Source organism: Actinomadura meridiana (assembly GCF_039537545.1).
In the GTDB taxonomy this organism is placed as follows: domain Bacteria; phylum Actinomycetota; class Actinomycetes; order Streptosporangiales; family Streptosporangiaceae; genus Spirillospora; species Spirillospora meridiana.
This window is the reverse complement of record NZ_BAABAS010000005.1, coordinates 747,262-762,859: the sequence shown is the minus strand read 5'-3', so window position 1 is coordinate 762,859 and position 15,598 is coordinate 747,262. Positions and strand designations below refer to the sequence as shown.

General features: G+C 73.1%; 14 protein-coding genes. All 14 read right to left on the bottom strand.

What is annotated here, in order from left to right:
- Positions 1 to 104 precede the first annotated feature (104 nt).
- The 14 genes from ABD808_RS12800 to ABD808_RS12735 all read right to left on the bottom strand — a co-directional run bounded on the left by ABD808_RS12800 (position 105) and on the right by ABD808_RS12735 (position 15,576).
- Positions 105 to 1,028 (bottom strand): DivIVA domain-containing protein, encoded by a 924-nt coding sequence (locus ABD808_RS12800; protein WP_344894972.1) that lies wholly within the window; start codon positions 1,026 to 1,028, stop codon positions 105 to 107.
- Positions 1,029 to 1,076: 48 nt separating this feature from the next.
- Positions 1,077 to 1,361 carry a YggT family protein gene (locus ABD808_RS12795; protein WP_344894970.1) on the bottom strand — a complete coding sequence of 95 codons (285 nt, stop codon included), beginning with the start codon at positions 1,359 to 1,361 and terminating at the stop codon, positions 1,077 to 1,079.
- A 21-nt stretch (positions 1,362 to 1,382) separates the two neighbouring features.
- Positions 1,383 to 1,919, bottom strand: a complete 537-nt coding sequence (locus tag ABD808_RS12790; protein WP_344894967.1) for a cell division protein SepF — start codon at positions 1,917 to 1,919, stop codon at positions 1,383 to 1,385.
- Positions 1,920 to 2,028: 109 nt separating this feature from the next.
- Positions 2,029 to 2,775 (bottom strand): YggS family pyridoxal phosphate-dependent enzyme, encoded by a 747-nt coding sequence (locus ABD808_RS12785; protein ID WP_344894964.1) that lies wholly within the window; start codon positions 2,773 to 2,775, stop codon positions 2,029 to 2,031.
- Positions 2,772 to 3,500: a peptidoglycan editing factor PgeF gene (gene pgeF / locus ABD808_RS12780; RefSeq protein WP_344894961.1), complete on the bottom strand. Its 729-nt coding sequence runs from the start codon at positions 3,498 to 3,500 to the stop codon at positions 2,772 to 2,774. The genes ABD808_RS12785 and pgeF overlap by 4 nt, the downstream gene beginning before the upstream one ends.
- A complete protein-coding gene (gene ftsZ, locus ABD808_RS12775) occupies positions 3,497 to 5,017 on the bottom strand; it encodes a cell division protein FtsZ (protein WP_344894958.1) in 1,521 nt (506 codons plus the stop codon). Before ftsZ ends, pgeF begins: the two co-directional genes overlap by 4 nt.
- A gap of 426 nt (positions 5,018 to 5,443) precedes the next feature.
- Positions 5,444 to 6,196 carry a cell division protein FtsQ/DivIB gene (locus ABD808_RS12770; protein ID WP_344894955.1) on the bottom strand — a complete coding sequence of 251 codons (753 nt, stop codon included), beginning with the start codon at positions 6,194 to 6,196 and terminating at the stop codon, positions 5,444 to 5,446.
- 77 nt (positions 6,197 to 6,273) lie between these two features.
- Positions 6,274 to 7,683 (bottom strand): UDP-N-acetylmuramate--L-alanine ligase, encoded by a 1,410-nt coding sequence (gene murC / locus ABD808_RS12765; protein ID WP_344894952.1) that lies wholly within the window; start codon positions 7,681 to 7,683, stop codon positions 6,274 to 6,276.
- Entirely contained in the window at positions 7,680 to 8,774 is a 1,095-nt protein-coding gene (murG, locus tag ABD808_RS12760; RefSeq protein ID WP_344894949.1) for an undecaprenyldiphospho-muramoylpentapeptide beta-N-acetylglucosaminyltransferase, read from the bottom strand. Before murG ends, murC begins: the two co-directional genes overlap by 4 nt.
- A 39-nt stretch (positions 8,775 to 8,813) precedes the next feature.
- Positions 8,814 to 10,067, bottom strand: a complete 1,254-nt coding sequence (gene ftsW, locus ABD808_RS12755; RefSeq protein WP_344894946.1) for a putative lipid II flippase FtsW — start codon at positions 10,065 to 10,067, stop codon at positions 8,814 to 8,816.
- Positions 10,064 to 11,527 carry a UDP-N-acetylmuramoyl-L-alanine--D-glutamate ligase gene (murD, locus tag ABD808_RS12750; RefSeq protein ID WP_344894943.1) on the bottom strand — a complete coding sequence of 488 codons (1,464 nt, stop codon included), beginning with the start codon at positions 11,525 to 11,527 and terminating at the stop codon, positions 10,064 to 10,066. Before murD ends, ftsW begins: the two co-directional genes overlap by 4 nt.
- Positions 11,524 to 12,585: a phospho-N-acetylmuramoyl-pentapeptide-transferase gene (gene mraY / locus ABD808_RS12745; RefSeq protein ID WP_344894940.1), complete on the bottom strand. Its 1,062-nt coding sequence runs from the start codon at positions 12,583 to 12,585 to the stop codon at positions 11,524 to 11,526. Before mraY ends, murD begins: the two co-directional genes overlap by 4 nt.
- 73 nt (positions 12,586 to 12,658) lie before the next feature.
- A complete protein-coding gene (locus tag ABD808_RS12740; RefSeq protein ID WP_344894937.1) occupies positions 12,659 to 14,044 on the bottom strand; it encodes a UDP-N-acetylmuramoyl-tripeptide--D-alanyl-D-alanine ligase in 1,386 nt (461 codons plus the stop codon).
- Positions 14,041 to 15,576, bottom strand: coding sequence for a UDP-N-acetylmuramoyl-L-alanyl-D-glutamate--2,6-diaminopimelate ligase (locus ABD808_RS12735; protein ID WP_344894934.1), 1,536 nt, complete (start codon positions 15,574 to 15,576; stop codon positions 14,041 to 14,043). Before ABD808_RS12735 ends, ABD808_RS12740 begins: the two co-directional genes overlap by 4 nt.
- Positions 15,577 to 15,598: the final 22 nt, after the last annotated feature.

The following is a 15,598-nucleotide window of genomic DNA, read 5'->3' as shown; positions in this document are numbered from 1 at the left end:
GTCCTCGCCGACCGGCCCCGGCCGGACTCCCCGCGCCGCCGGGATGGCGGCGGTGCCATCCTCGGCGCGGCGATCGGGAAGACACTTCTCGCCCGGCGCCGGCGTCAGCGCCGGTCGTGCGGCGGGTTGTCGCCGCCGCCCGCGTGGAACGCGCCGGTCGCGGAGTGCTGCACCTGCTGGGCGTGCTCGGCGGGCGCCGGGAACGGGCCGGGGCTCGCGGGGGCGGAGCCGGGGGCGCCGTTGCGGTTCTCGTGCAGGGTCGCCTGCGGGCCGGTCTGGGGGGAGGACGGCTGCGACGGGACGGGGGCCGCGCCAGGGACGGCGGCGAAGGCGCCGGTCTCGGTGCTGCCCGCCTCCAGGTCGCGCAGCTGACCCTCCAGGTAGACCTTGAGGCGGCTGCGGTACTCGCGCTCGAAGGCGCGCAGGTTGTCGACCTCGCGTTCGAGCTCCTCGCGCTGCTGCACGAGCGAGCCCATCACCTGACGGTGCCGCTCCTGCGCGTCGCGGTCGAGGGCCTCGGCGCGGGACCGGGCCTCGCTGACGATCTGGTCGGCCTGCCGGCGGGCCTTGCCGAGGATCTCCTCGGCCTCGCGGCGGGCGCGGCCGAGCGTCTCGTCGGCCTCCCGGCGGGCGTCGGCGATCGCCTGGTCGGCGGTCTGCTGCGCGAGCGCGAGGACGCGGGCGGCGGTGTCCATGTTGTCCTCGCCGGTGGGCGCCGAGGGCGTCATCCCACCGAGGGCGCCGAGGACGGGCTCCGGCTCAGGCTGGTGCTGCGGCTCGGGACGGGGAGGCTCGGGGATCTTCTGCACGTCGGGCTTCGGCTCGACGATCGGCGCGGCCATGGCCGGAACCTTGCCGCGCAGGCACTCGGCGAGCTTGGCCCGCAGCTCCTCGTTCTCCTGGATGAGGCGGTCGAGCTCGGCCTCGACCTCGTCGAGGAACGCGTCCACCTCCTCCTCGTCGTACCCCGGCCTCAGCCTGGTGGTACTGAACTGCTTGTTCCGCACGTCGGCGGGTGTCAGCGGCATGTTCGTCTCCTCGGCGCGCTTGGAGTCTGTCCAAAGGACGGTATCCGATCAGAGCTTCTGCACGAAGATGATCAAGATCCAGACCACAAGGATGAGCACGGTGAAGCTGAGGTCCAGCGCCACGTTACCGAGTCGTATGGGCGGGATGAAGCGCCTCAGGAATTTCAGTGGCGGATCGGTGACGGTGTACGTCGCCTCGGCGATCACCAGAACAACCCCGGTCGGCTTCCACTGCCGGGCGAACGACTGCAGGACCTCCAGGATCAACCTCCCGATGAGGAACAGGAGGAAGAAGTACAGGATCGCCTGTAGCACGGTTCCAACGATGTTCACGGATACTCTCGCATGTGGATCTCAGCTTTGGTTGAAGAACCCTCGTTCTGCCATCCGGGCCTTGTCCTCCGCCGTCACCTCCACGTTGGCGGGCGACAGCAGGAACACCTTGTTCGTAACACGCTCGATGCTCCCATGGAGGCCGAACACGAGACCCGCCGCGAAGTCGACCAGACGCTTGGCGTCGCTGTCGACCATCTCGGTCAGGTTCATGATGACCGGAGTGCCGTCCCTGAAGTGCTCCCCGATGGTCCTCGCTTCGTTGTAGGTCCTTGGGTGCAGCGTAGTGATACGAGCGAGGTCGGTGGTACCGGTCTCGTACAGCGCCACGGAGCGTCGCTCGATCGTGGGCGCCGCGTGATGATCGCGTTCGCGGTCCGGGGTGTCCTCGGCTCGGGTAAGCTGACCGCCGGATTCGTCCTCGCGGCGACGGCTCTGCCCGGTGTCGGACTCTTCGTCGTAGGCGTCGTACTCGTCGTAGTCGCCGTACTTGTCGTCGTACCGGTCGTCCTCCACAAGGCCGAGGTAGACCGCCATCTTGCGCATCGCGCTGGCCATACGCCCCTCCGTGTCCTGTGGCCGCGGCGCCGGGCGCGTCCGGCGCCGTCGTTTGGACTGGTCCGTCGTGGTGTCCCGCCGCGTCGCGGCTGGTACCACTGGGGGGACATTACCTGACGATTGCCCGTCGGCCGCCGAGCAACGCCGTACCGACCCGAAGGTGTGTCGCGCCGCACGCGATCGCCTGTTCCAGATCGCCGCTCATACCCGCAGAGACGATCCGGGCGTCCGGATGGTTCCCTCGCAGATCCGCCGCGATCGCAGCGAGTCGGGTGAAGGCGGGCAGCGGGTCGGCGCCGAGCGGGGCGACCGCCATCACGCCGCCGAGCTCCAGGCCCCCGGCCGCGGCGATCTCGTCGGCGAGCCGCGGCACGTCGTCGGGCACCGCGCCACCGCGTCCCCCCTCCTGCTCCTCCTCGTCCAGTGAGACCTGGACGAGGCAGCGCGGCGTGCGGTCCGCGCGGACGGCGGCTTCCGACAGCGCGGACACCAGTCTGGAGCGGTCCACGGAATGGATCACGTCGGAGTATCCGGCCACGGCGCGCGCCTTGTTGGTCTGGAGGCGTCCGACGAAATGCCAGGTGAGCGGCAGGTCGGCGCATTCGGCGGCCTTCGGCCTGGCCTCCTGGTCGCGGTTCTCGCCGACCTCGGTGAGGCCGAGTCCGGCCAGCAGCCGCACGTCGGACGCGGGGAACGTCTTGGTCACCGCGATGAGGGTGATCTCGCTCTCGTCCCGTCCGGCGGCGGCGCAGGCGGCGGCGACGCGGGCGCGGACGGCGGCGACGCCCTCGGCGATCTCGGCGCGGCGCCGCGAACTCTCGGGGGTCTCGGAGATGGGGCGCTCCTCGTGGGTCACACGTCTTCCTTGAGCCAGACGAACCCGGCGAAGCGGCCGGTGCGGCCGTCACGGCGGTAGGAGAAGAGGCCGGGGTCCTCGATGGTGCAGCGCGGGTCGACGTGCACGGCGGTGACGCCGCCCGCGGCGAGCTGCTCGACGACGCCCGCGCGGATGTCGAGACCCGGCGTGCCCTTGGACGTGGTCGCGTACGCGGCGGGCACGGCGGCGGCGACGTCGGCGCGCATCTCCGCCGGGACCTCGTAGCAGTGGCCGCACGCGGCGGGGCCGATCGCGGCGGTCGTCCTGGCCGGGTCGGCGCCGCGCTCGCACATCGCCTTCAGCAGGGCGGGGACGACGCCGGCGGCGGTGCCGGGACGGCCCGAGTGGGCGGCGCCGACGACCCCGGCGACGGGGTCGGCGAGCAGGACGGGCGCGCAGTCGGCGACGAGAACGCCGAGCGCGAGGCCGGGCGCGGTCGTGACGACCGCGTCGACGGGGCCGGGGAGGTCGGGGGACGTCGCGAACGCGACCTCGGCGCCGTGCACCTGCCGCATCCAGACGACGCGGCCGGGGTCGAGGCCGAGCGCGGCGGCGGCGCGGCGCCGGTTGGTCAGCACGGCCGCGGGGTCGTCGTCGACCGCGCCGCCGAGGTTGAGGGAGTCGAGGGGGGCGGTGCTCACGCCGCCGGCGCGGCCGGTGAAGGCGGCGCCGACGCCGTCGCCCAGGGCGACGGCGGTGATCACTTCAGGAAGTCGGGGACGTCGAGGTCGTCGTCCTCGTCGAACACGACGGGACGGCGGCGCTGCCCGGAGGCGGGCCCGCCGTCGCTCTCGCCCGCGTGCACGCGGGAGGGGGTCTGCTCGGAAGGCGGGCGAGGGCCGGGCGTGCGCGAACCACCGGGGTCGGCGGGCGCCGGGTCGTGGTCGCCGGGCTGGCCCGGCTGCGCGGCCGGGGCGTTCTCCGGCCGTGCGGGCTCCTCGCGCCCGGCGACGACCCGGTCGTCCTGCCCGTGCTGCGTTCCATGCCCGCCCTGCCCCTGCTGGTGGCCGGGGGCGGGCGGCTGTGCGCCGTGCTCGGGCCGTTGCGGCGGCGAGGTCGCGGAGGGCGGCGGCGCGGCGGCGGCCTGCGCCACCGACGGCTGACCCCCCGGCCGCGGCGCGGCCTGGTGCACGGCGTCCGACCGGCCGACGCGGCTCGGGATCGGGTTGGCCTGCGGCGCTGTCGGGGTGGCGGGCGCGGACACGGGCGGCGGCGCGGGACGCGGCGGCGGCGGCATCCGCTTGGTCTCCGGCTCGGGGCCGGGCCGGGCCGGTCGCCCCTCGTCGAACCCGGCCGCGATCACGGTGACCCGGACCTCGTCGCCGAGCGCGTCGTCGATGACCGCGCCGAAGATGATGTTGGCGTCGGGCGCGGCGGCGTTGGACACCAGCTGCGCCGCCTCGTTGATCTCGAACAGGCCGAGGTCGGAGCCGCCGGAGATGGACAGCAGCACGCCGTGGGCGCCGTCGATGCTGGCCTCCAGCAGCGGGCTGGAGATCGCCATCTCGGCCGCCGCGACCGAGCGGTCGTCGCCGCGCGCGGAGCCGATGCCCATCAGCGCCGACCCGGCGCCGGACATGACGGACTTGACGTCGGCGAAGTCGAGGTTGATCAGGCCGGGCGTGGTGATGAGGTCGGTGATGCCCTGGACACCGGACAGGAGCACCTGGTCGGCGGCCTTGAAGGCGTCCAGCACGCTGACCTGCCGGTCGGAGATCGACAGCAGCCGGTCGTTCGGGATGACGATGAGGGTGTCGACCTCGTCGCGCAGGGTCTCGATGCCCGCCTCGGCCTGCATGGCGCGGCGCTTGCCCTCGAAGCTGAACGGGCGGGTGACCACGCCGATCGTCAGGGCGCCGAGCGTGCGGGCGATGTTGGCGACGACGGGCGCGCCGCCGGTGCCGGTGCCGCCGCCCTCTCCGGCGGTGACGAACACCATGTCGGCGCCCTTGATGACCTCTTCGATCTCCTCGCGGTGGTCCTCGGCGGCCTTGCGGCCGACGTCGGGGTTGGCGCCCGCGCCGAGACCCCGGGTGAGCTCGCGGCCCACGTCCAGTTTCACGTCGGCGTCACTCATCAGCAGCGCCTGGGCGTCCGTGTTGATCGCGATGAACTCGACGCCCTTGAGTCCCTCTTCGATCATCCGGTTGACGGCGTTGACGCCGCCGCCGCCGATGCCGACGACCTTGATGACCGCGAGGTAGTTCTGCGGTGCTGCCACGACGAGGGGCCTTTCCGCTCTCTCCGACCGCCCTGCCCGGTCTGCCGACCGTGCCGCCGCGGTATTACCTGACCTGTGTGCGTTTCTGGGCCGAGTCCGAATTGGATCCGGTCGCGAAGACCGATCCCCTTCCGAACCCTCACCCTCAACCTGAGGCTTACAGTTATGTCAACCTGGAACTGATACGGACAGTAGGGCGGCCTTACGGCCAGGGTCAACTAACCTCCCGGCGTGTCGCACTGGGCACGGATTTGCCCAGGTTGGCGAAGGACATCTGCCTCTGTTCATCGCCATCGGCCGTCCCATCAGTCGTTTCACCGGGCAGTTCCCCGGCGTACCGGCCGGGTCGTCCCGGCCGACCGTTCAAGCGTGCCCCATCGGACGGCCGGAATCGTCGCGACACACGCACCGGACCCGAACGATCGCTCACTTCGTCTTGAGGATCTCGGGCGAACTGATGTCGGCGGTGCCGACCGCACGCCCCTCCGGGGTGCGCCACAGCGCGTCCAGGAGCCGGATCTTCTGCTCTGCCCGATCGGCGGCGCCCCACACCACCGTCTGCCCACCTTTCATGTGCAGCGTGACGGCGTCGGGCGCGGTCGCCTCGACCTCGCCCACCTTCCCGCGCACCCGTTCGGGCAGGTCGGACAGCACGGTGAGGGCCGCGATGGACGCCCCGTCGGACGGCCCCGGCGAGGCGACCGTCAACGTCGGAAGCCCGGGCGGCCGGGACTCGTCGTCGGCCACGACGACGCCGTGCCGGTCGATCCGGTGATAACGCCCACCGCTCTCGAACACCGCGACGGGCACCCTTTCGTGGACGACGATACGGACCGTCCCCGGCCAGTCCCGCTCGACCCGGGCGGACTCGACCTCCCGGAGCCGCTCGACGCGGCCGCGGACGGCGCCCGTCCCGAGCCGCACCATCGGCGTGCCGAGATCGATCCCGGCGGCGCCGACGATCCGGTCGCGGGGCGCGAGCCCGGCGCCCGACACCTCGACGTGCCGGACGACCAGCAGCCGCGACCCGAGCAGGACCCAGGTGACCGCGCCGACCGCGCCCAGCACGAGCAGGGTGACGAACACCACCTTCCACCGGTTCGACCGGCGGCCGCCCGAAGAGTCTCCCTCTCCGGGCGGGTCGGTCTGAGCGCGTTGGTCCGCCTGCGCCTCGGTCATGACCCAAGCTTGGCAGTGTTCCCGCCGCGCGCCGCCGACCGCGCCGGGGGCGGCGTGTCACGGACCGGCCCGCGGGCTCAGCGCGCGGTCAGGCGGTCCAGAACAATGGGCCCGAGCTGCGTCACGTCACCGGCGCCGAGCGTGATCACGACGTCGCCGGGCCGGGCGAGGGAGGCCGCGACGTCCGGCGCCTCGTCGCGGACGGGCACGTACACCGAGGCCGTCCCGGCCGGGACCGCGTCGGCGACCAGCGCGCCCGTCACCCCGGGCTCGGGGTCCTCCCGGGCACCGTAGACGTCGAGCACGACGGCGGTGTCGGCGAGGCCGAGCGCCACGCCGAACTCGGTGGCGAAGAACCGGGTGCGGCTGTACAGATGCGGCTGGAACACCGCGACGATCCGCCCGTCGCCGCCCTTCTCGCCGAGGTAGTCGCGGGTGGCGGCCAGGTCGGCGGTCAGCTCGGTCGGGTGGTGGGCGTAGCTGTCGAACACCTCGACGCCGCCCGCCTCGCCCTTGCGCTCCAGCCGCCGCATCGCGCCGCCGAACGCGGCGAGGCCGGTGCGGACGGCAGCGTCGTCGACGCCGAGGGCGCGGGTGACCGCGACGACGGCAGCGGCGTTGAGCGCGTTGTGCCGTCCGGGGACGGCCAGCGTGAACTCGCCGATCCCCGCGATCTCGAACCGGGAGCCGAGCCCGCGCGGGGTGAATCCCGTCACGCGCAGGTCGGCGCCCTCGGCCGTGCCGTAGGTCCGGACGGTCAGGCCCCGGGCCCGCCCCCGGTCGGCCAGGTCCATGGCGACGGGGTCGTCGGCGCCCGCGACGAGCGTCCCGCCGGGCTCCACGCGGTCGACGAACTTGGCGAAGTTCTCCTTCACCCGGTCGAAGCCGCCGTAGTTGTCGAGATGGTCGGCCTCGACGTTGGTGACGACCGCGACGTGCGGGCTGTACATGAGGAACGAGCCGTCGCTCTCGTCGGCCTCGGCGACGAACACGTCGCCGGTGCCCTCGTCGGCGCCGAGACCGGTGGTGACGAGCTGCCCGCCGATGCAGTAGGACGGGTCGGCCCCGGCGTGCTGGAGCGCGACCGTCAGCATCGACGTCGTGGTGGTCTTGCCGTGCGTCCCGGCGACCGCGACCGCGCGGCGGCCCGCCATCAGCGACGCGAGCGCCGCCGAGCGGTGCAGGACGCGCAGCCCGCGCTCGCGGGCGGCGACCAGTTCGGGGTTGGTGTCGCGGATCGCGGTGGACACCACCACCGTGTCGGCGTCGCCGACGTGCGCGGCGTCGTGGCCGACGAACACCTTGGCGCCGAGACCGCCGAGCTGGGTGAGCAGCTCGGAGTCGCGGGCGTCGCTGCCGGTCACGGTGAGACCGCGGCGCAGCATGATGCGGGCGATGCCGGACATGCCCGCGCCCCCGATCGCGATGAAGTGGACCCGGCCGAGGTCTTCGGCGGACACGACGTCTCGGGGATCGATCAGGCTCATCGGGCGGCGCCCGCCGAGCGGACCACGTCGTGCACCATCCGCGCGAGGGCGATGTCGGCGTCGCGGCGTCCCATCCGGCCCGCGGCCTCCGACATGTGCGCGACGCGGCCCGGGTCGGCCAGCACCGGCAGCAGGTGCTGCGCGATCCAGTCGGGCGACAGCTCGGCGTTGTCGACGACCAGGCCGCCGCCCGCCTCGACGATCGGCAGGGCGTTCAGCTTCTGCTCGCCGTTGCCGATCGGCAGCGGCACGTACACCGCGGGCAGCCCGACCGCGGCCAGCTCCGCGCACGTCATCGCGCCCGCCCGGCACATCGCCATGTCGGCGGCGGCGTAGGCGAGGTCCATCCGGTCGCAGTACGGGATCGTGACGTACTGCGGGCCGCCCGCCGCGGGCTCGGGCTCCTCGGTGTTCTTCGGCCCGACGATGTGCAGGACCTGGATGCCCGCCTGCCGGAAGTAGGGAGCGGACGCGACCGCGGCCTGGTTCAGCGACCGGGCGCCCTGCGAGCCGCCGAAGATCAGCAGCGTGGGCAGGTCGGGCAGCAGCCCGAAGTACGAGCGGGCCTTGTCGCCCATCGCGAGCCGGTCGAGCGTGGCGATGTCGCGGCGCAGCGGGATGCCGACGAACGTGGGGTTCGGCAGCGGCGAGTCGGCGTGCGAGACGGCGACGTGGTCGGTGAAGCGGGCGCCGAGCTTGTTGGCGAGGCCCGGCTTGGGGTTGGCCTCGTGCACGATGATCGGGACCTTGCGCTTGCGTGCCGCCAGGTAGCCGGGGGTGGCGACGTAGCCGCCGAACCCGACCAGGACGTCGGCCTGGGCCTGGTCCAGGACGGCCGCCGCCGCGTTGATCGCGCCGCGCAGCCGGCCGGGGACCGACAGCAGCTGCGGGGTCAGCGTGCGCGGCAGCGGCACCGGCGGGATCAGGGCGAGCTCGTAGCCGCGCTGCGGGACGAGACGGGTCTCCAGCCCCCGCTCCGTCCCGAGGCAGACGATCCCCACGGTGGGGTCGTCGCGGCGCAGCGCGTCGGCGAGCGCCAGGGCGGGCTCGATGTGTCCGGCGGTGCCGCCGCCGGCCAGGACAACCCTCATGCTCCTTGACAACTCCTCAGCATGGTTCGAAGGGGGGATTCAACGCCGTGCCAGACCAAGCCAGCTTAGAGCCCTCACGACTGGTCCGGGGCCCCGTGCGGAGAGTGCCTGCCGTGCGCCGGGCTCACGTTTGGCGAAGGCGAGCAGCATCCCGAGGACGAAAAGCGTCGGAATGAGCGCCGAACCGCCGTAGGAGACGAGCGGCAGCGGGATACCGGTGATGGGCAGCACGCGGATCACGGCGCCGATGTTCACCACCGCCTGCACGACAAGCCAGGCCGTGGCGCCCGCGGCGGCCAGCCGGGCGAACGGGTCGTGCACGCGCCGCGCGATCCGCAGGCCCGCGTAGGCGAGGAGACCGAACAGCCCGAGGACGACGAGGGTGCCGACGAGCCCGAGCTCCTCCCCCACGATCGCGAAGATGAAGTCGGTCTCGGCGTGGGGAAGGTAGTCCCACTTGGCGCGTCCCTCGCCGAGGCCGGTGCCGAACAGGCCGCCGGACGCCACCGCGAACAGGCCCTGCGTGCCCTGGTAGTTGGTGGTGAGCTGGTTGCCGGACGAGTCGAGGAACCCGGTGATCCGCTGCATCCGGTACGGCTCGACGACGATGAGGATCGCCACCAGCAGGCACACGAGCCCGGCCATGCCGACGAACAGCCGTCCGGGCGCGCCGACGACCCACAGCAGCGCCAGGAAGATGGTGAGGAGCACCAGCGTGGTCCCGAGGTCGCTGCCCAGCATGACCAGCAGGACCAGCACGCCCGCGCCCGGCATCAGGGGGACGAGCAGCGGCCGCCACTCGGTGAGCTGCCCGAGCCGGTCCTTGCGGGCCAGCAGGTCGGCGCCCCACAGCACCAGCGCCAGCTTGGCGATCTCGGACGGCTGCACCTGCACCGGGCCGAGGTCGACCCAGCGGGTCGCGCCGCCCGCGCTGCGGCCGAGCCCGGGGACCAGCACCATCGCCAGCGAGACGATCGACAGCAGCAGCAGCGGGTAGGCGAGCGCGCGGAACGTCCGCACCGGCAGCCGGGACGCCAGCCACATGCCGGGCAGCCCGATCGCCATCCACATGGCCTGCTTCTGGAACAGCGTGTACGCGGACCCGGTCGCCTGGAGCTGCTTCACGCTGGACGCCGACAGCACCATCGTCAACCCGAGCGCGAGCAGCATCACCGAGCAGCCCAGCACCAGGTAGTAGGACGTGAGCGGACGGTCGAGCAGCCCGACGGCGGCGACCACCTGCTCGCGCGGCCCCGACCGGCGGCCGCCCTTCTCCTCGGCCGCGGCGGTCACCGCTGCGCGGCGTCCCGTCCGGCGGGCCTCGGCAGGCGCTCGACGGCGGCGATGAAGGCGGCGCCGCGCGCGGGGTAGTCGGTGAACATGTCGAAGGAGGCCCCGACGGGGGCGAGCAGCACGGTGTCCCCGGGGCGGGCGAGCGCGGAGGCTTCGTTGACGACGCGGTCCATGGCCCCAGTGTCGGTGTCGGGGACGTCCACGACGGGGACATCCGGCGCGTGTCGCGCGAGTGCCTCGGCGAGCCGGTGCCGGTCGCGTCCCATCAGCACGGCGCCGCGCAGCCGCGGGGCGCACGACCGGACCAGGTCGTCGACGTCGAGGCCCTTGAGGAGGCCGCCCGCGATCCACACGACGGGGTCGTAGGCGGCCAGGGACGCGGCGGCGGCGTGCGGCTGGGTGGCCTTGGAGTCGTTGACGTAGGCGACGCCCGCGATGTCCGCGACGTGCTGAATGCGGTGCGGTTCGGGCACGAACGCGCGCAGCCCGTCCCGGACGGCCTCGGGCGGCACCCCGTAGGCGCGGGCCAGGGCGGCGGCGGCCAGGGCGTTGGCGACGTTGTGCGGCGCGAACGGGTGGACGTCGCCGAGTTCCGCCAGTTCGGCGGCCTCGGTCGGGGAGCCGGTGAACGCCCGGTCGACGAGCAGGTCCTCGACGACGCCCAGCTCGCCGGGACGCGGCACCTTGAGCGTGAACCCGGCCCGCCGGTCGACGCCGTCGGCGCGTTCGGCGAGGGCCGTGGACGTCTCGTCGTCGGCGTTGTAGACGGCGAGGCAGCCCGGCGCGAAGATCTTCGCCTTGGCGTCGACGTAGGCGTCCATGGTGCCGTGCCAGTCGAGGTGGTCGGGCGCGATGTTCAGCACCGTCGCCGCGAAGGGCGCGAGGGAACTCGACCAGTGCAGCTGGTAACTCGACAGCTCCACGGCCAGCACGTCATACGGCTCGGCCTGCTGCCCCTGGGGGGGCGACCCCCCAGACCCCCCGGAACCCCCTATGGCCTCCACGATGGGGGTGCCGACGTTCCCCACGGCGAGGGCCTTGTGACCGGCGGAGGTGAGGATGGACGCGAGCATCCGGACGACGGTCGTCTTGCCGTCCGTCCCGGTGATGGCGAGCCACGGCGCGGCGTTGTCGGGACGCAGCCGCCACGCCAGCTCGACCTCGCCGATGATCTCGATGCCCGCCTCGGCGGCCGCGGCGAGCAGGGGGACGTCCGGCCGCCAGCCCGGGGACGTCACGACCAGGTCGACGCCGCCGGGCAGGGTCTCGCCGTCGCCGAGCCGGACCGTGACCCCGTGCGCCTCCAGCTCGGCGGCGTGCGCGCGCTGCGCCTCGTCGTCGCGGGCGTCGACGCCGGTGACGCGGGCGCCGTGCGCGGCCAGCACGCGGGCGGCGGCCCGGCCGGACACGCCGAGGCCCGCGACGCACACCGACAGGCCGTCCCAGCGGCGTTCGCTCATTTCTTCGGCATCCATTCCAGGTAGAACAGCCCGATGCCGATCGCGACGAACAGCGCCGACATCAGCCAGAACCGCACGACGATCGTGGTCTCGGCCCAGCCGGACAGCTCGAAATGGTGCTGCAACGGGGCCATCTTGAACACACGTTTCTTCGTGAGCTTGAACCCGCCCACCTGGATGATCACCGAGAGGGTGATCATGACGATCAGCCCGCAGAGGATCGCGAGCAGGAACTGGGTGCGGGTGAGGATCGCGAGGCCGACCAGCACGCCGCCGAGGGCCAGCGAGCCGGTGTCGCCCATGAAGATCTTCGCGGGCGGCGCGTTCCACCACAGGAAGCCGAACACGCCGCCGAGCACGCCCGCCGCGACGACCGCGAGGTCGAGGGGGTCGCGGACGCTGTAGCAGTTCGGGGCGAGGGCGAAGTCGGTGCAGCTGTTGCGCAGCTGCCAGTTACCGATGATCACGTAGGCGGCCAGCACCATCCCGGCCGGGCCCGCCGCGAGCCCGTCCAGGCCGTCGGTCAGGTTGACGCCGTTGGACATGGCCGCGATCAGGATCAGCGCCCACACCACGAACAGGTACGGGCCGATCGAGGGGCCGAAGTCGCGCAGGAAGGACAGGTGGGGGTCGGCGGGGGTGATGTCGTACCCGTTGGGGAAGTTGAGGGACCCGACCGCGAACACCACCCCGACCAGGATGATGCCGATCATCTTGGCGCCGCTGCGCAGGCCGAGGCTGCGCTGCTTGAACACCTTGATGTAGTCGTCGACGAACCCGACGAAGCCGAGCCCGGTCATCAGGAACAGCACCAGGACGCCGGAGATGGTCGGCTCGGTCCCGGTGAACAGGTGCGCCGCCGCGTAGCCGACGAGCGAGCCGACGATGAAGACCGTCCCGCCCATCGTGGGGGTGCCGCGCTTGGCGACGTGCGCCTCCGGGCCCTCGTCCCGGATCATCTGGCCGTAGCCGAGCCGGTTCACGATCCGGATCCACACCGGTGTGCCGACCATCACGAAGATCAGCGCGACCCCGGCCGCGATGATGATGTTGGTCATCGGGTCCTGCCCTTCTGGGGGGCGCCCCCCAGACCCCCGCGGCGGACGCCCGAAGATCCTCGCTCCGCTGCGGTCATCGGGCGTCCTCCAGGAGGAGCGCCTCGGCGACCCGTTCCAGCCCGGCGATCCGGGAGGCCTTCACCAGCACCACGTCCGGCGGCGCGAGCCGCCCGCCGACCGCGGTCACCGCCGCGCCGACGTCATCCACCTGCACGCATTCTCCCGTCCATGACCTCACCCGCCGTGCCCCGTCCGCCATCGCCGCCGCGTTCGCGCCGACCACGACGAGGCCGGCGACCCCGCTCCGCGCGGCATGCTCACCGATCTTGGCATGTTCCGCTGTGGACAAGGCGCCAAGTTCGCCCATTTCTCCCAGGACCGCGTAGGCGCGGCGCCCGCGGGCCATGTGCGCGAGGACGTCGAGCGCGGCACGCATCGAGTCGGGGTTGGCGTTGTAGGCGTCGTTCACCACGGTCACGCCGTCGGCCCGCTCGGTGACCTCCATCCGCCACCGGCTCACGGGCCCGGCCTCCGACAGGCCCGTGGCGATGTCGGAGAGCGCCATCCCGGTCGCGCGGAGCGCGGCGGCGGCGGCCAGGGCGTTGGGCACGGCGTGCGCCCCGTGCAGGCGGAGCGCGACGGGCGCGGACCCTTCCGGCGTCACGAGGGTGAACCTCGCGCGGCCCAGGTCGTCGAGGGACTCGCCCTCGGCGCGGACGGTCGCGTCCGGCGACCGGCCGAAGGTGACCACCTCGGCCTCGGTGCGGGACGCCATCGCGGCGACCAGGTCGTCGTCGGCGTTGAGCACGGCGGCGCCGCCCGGCGGGACCGCCTCGACCATCTCGCCCTTGGCGCGGGCGATGTTCTCGCGGCTCCCGAACTCGCCGACGTGCGCGGTGCCGACGTTCAGCACCACCCCGACGCCGGGACGCGCGATGCCCGTCAGGTAGGCGATGTGGCCGATGCCCCGCGCGCCCATCTCCAGGACGAGATGACGGGTGGATGCGTCCGCGCGCAACACCGTGAGCGGCAGCCCGAGTTCGTTGTTGAACGAGCCGGGAGGGAACACGGTCGGCCCGGCACGGCCCGCGACCTGCCCGATGAAGTCCTTGGTGGACGTCTTGCCCGCCGAGCCGGTGACGGCGACGACGGTCACGTCCGGCAGACGTTCCAGGACGCCCCTGGCGAGCCGTCCGAGCGCCTCCTTGACGTCGGCCACGACGACGGCCGGACCGTCGTCGACCGTGCGCTGCGCCAGTACCGCGACGGCCCCGGCCGCGCGGGCCGCGGACACGAAGTCGTGCCCGTCGACACGGTCGCCCTTCAGCGCCGCGAACAGCGCCCCCGGCTCCACGGCACGGGAGTCGATCACCACGGGACCGCTCACCATGACGTCCGGAGGCCCGTGGAGGGCCCCTCCCGTGATCTCCGCGATCGTCGACAGCGGAAGTGGGATCACGCCTGCGCCCCGTCCCCTCTTGGTCCCTTCGCACGGTGTCTGAGCGCCTCCCGGACGACCTCGCGGTCGTCGAACGGGTGCACCGTGCCCGCCACGTTCTGGCCCTGCTCGTGGCCCTTGCCCGCGACCACGAGAACGTCGCCGCGCCGGGCCCGGCCGACGGCCAGCGAGATCGCGGCGGCGCGGTCGGGCTCGACCACGATGTGCGCCCGCTCGCGCTGCGGCACCTTGAGCCCGCCCTCGACCATAGCGGCGAGGATGGACAGTGGATCTTCCGACCTCGGGTTGTCGTCGGTGAAGAACGCCGTGTCGGCGAGCCGCGCGGCGGCCTCGCCCATCAGCGGGCGCTTGCCCCGGTCGCGGTCGCCGCCGCAGCCGAGCACCACCGTCAGCTCGCCTTCGGTGACGGGCCGCAGCGCGGTCAGCACCGCCTCCACCGCGCCCGGTTTGTGCGAGTAGTCGACGAGGGTGATGAACTCCTGGCCCTCGTCCACCCGCTCCAGCCTGCCGGGCACGCCGGGCAGCGACGCCACCCCGCGCACCGCGACCTGGAGCGGGATGCCCGCCTCGACCAGCGCCACGATCGCGGCGAGCGCGTTGGCGACGTTGAACGGCCCGGCGAGCCGGACCTCCCCGTCGGCCTCGACGCCCCCCGGCCCGACGACGCGGAAGATGCCGCCGTCGGCGCCGACGCGGACGCCCTCGGCCCGCCAGTCGGCCGCCGGGTCACCGGTCGCCGAGAACGTCGTCGTCGGGACCGTGGCGATCTCCAGCAGCTCACGGCCGTAGTGGTCGTCGAGGTTGACGACGCCGACGCGCGAGTACTCGGGCGTGAACAGCGCGGCCTTGGTGAGGAAGTAGTCCTGCATGGTCGGGTGGTAGTCCAGGTGGTCCTGGGACAGGTTCGTGAACACCGCGACCTCGTAGGTGACGCCGCCGACCCGGCCCTGCTTCAGCGCGTGGCTGGACACCTCCATCGCGGCGGCGCCCACGGCGCGCTCGCGCATCATCGCCAGCAGCGCGTGCAGGTCGGTCGCCTCCGGTGTGGTCAGCGCGCTCGGCACCCGGTCGCCGCCCACCCGGATCTCGACGCCGCCGACCAGGCCGGGCTCGATCCCGGCGGCGCGCAGGCCCGCCTCCACCAGGAACACGGTGGTCGTCTTGCCGCTGGTGCCGGTGACGCCGATCAGCGTGATGTCGCGTCCCGGCTCCCCGTACACCCAGGACGCCGCGTCGCCGAGCCGCGCCCGGACGTCCGCCACCACCAGGACGGGCAGGCCCGTCGCGGCGGCCTGGTCGTAGCCGTCGGGGTCGGTGAGGACCGCCGCCGCGCCCGCCTCCGCCGCCTGCGCCGCGAACTGGGCGCCGTGGGCGCGGGCGCCGGGCAGCGCGGCGTAGATGTCGCCGGGCAGCACCGCCCGCGAGTCGTGCGTGATGCCCGTCGCCGACACCTCGTCCCAGCCGCGCCGCTCGATCCCGAGAAGGGCCGCGAGCCCGCTCAGCGGGCGGGCCGGATTGGTGGTGGGACGCATGACGTTTCTTTCGCTGCGAACG

Excerpts from the sequence above, each read along its gene's own strand:
- ABD808_RS12800 (WP_344894972.1), bottom strand. The coding sequence starts at position 1,028 with ATGCCGCTGACACCCGCCGACGTGCGGAACAAGCAGTTCAGTACCACC.
- ABD808_RS12790 (WP_344894967.1), bottom strand. The coding sequence starts at position 1,919 with ATGGCCAGCGCGATGCGCAAGATGGCGGTCTACCTCGGCCTTGTGGAG.
- ABD808_RS12770 (WP_344894955.1), bottom strand. The coding sequence starts at position 6,196 with ATGACCGAGGCGCAGGCGGACCAACGCGCTCAGACCGACCCGCCCGGA.
- murC (WP_344894952.1), bottom strand. The coding sequence starts at position 7,683 with ATGAGCCTGATCGATCCCCGAGACGTCGTGTCCGCCGAAGACCTCGGC.
- murG (WP_344894949.1), bottom strand. The coding sequence starts at position 8,774 with ATGAGGGTTGTCCTGGCCGGCGGCGGCACCGCCGGACACATCGAGCCC.
- murD (WP_344894943.1), bottom strand. The coding sequence starts at position 11,527 with ATGAGCGAACGCCGCTGGGACGGCCTGTCGGTGTGCGTCGCGGGCCTC.
- mraY (WP_344894940.1), bottom strand. The coding sequence starts at position 12,585 with ATGACCAACATCATCATCGCGGCCGGGGTCGCGCTGATCTTCGTGATG.
- ABD808_RS12735 (WP_344894934.1), bottom strand. The coding sequence starts at position 15,576 with ATGCGTCCCACCACCAATCCGGCCCGCCCGCTGAGCGGGCTCGCGGCC.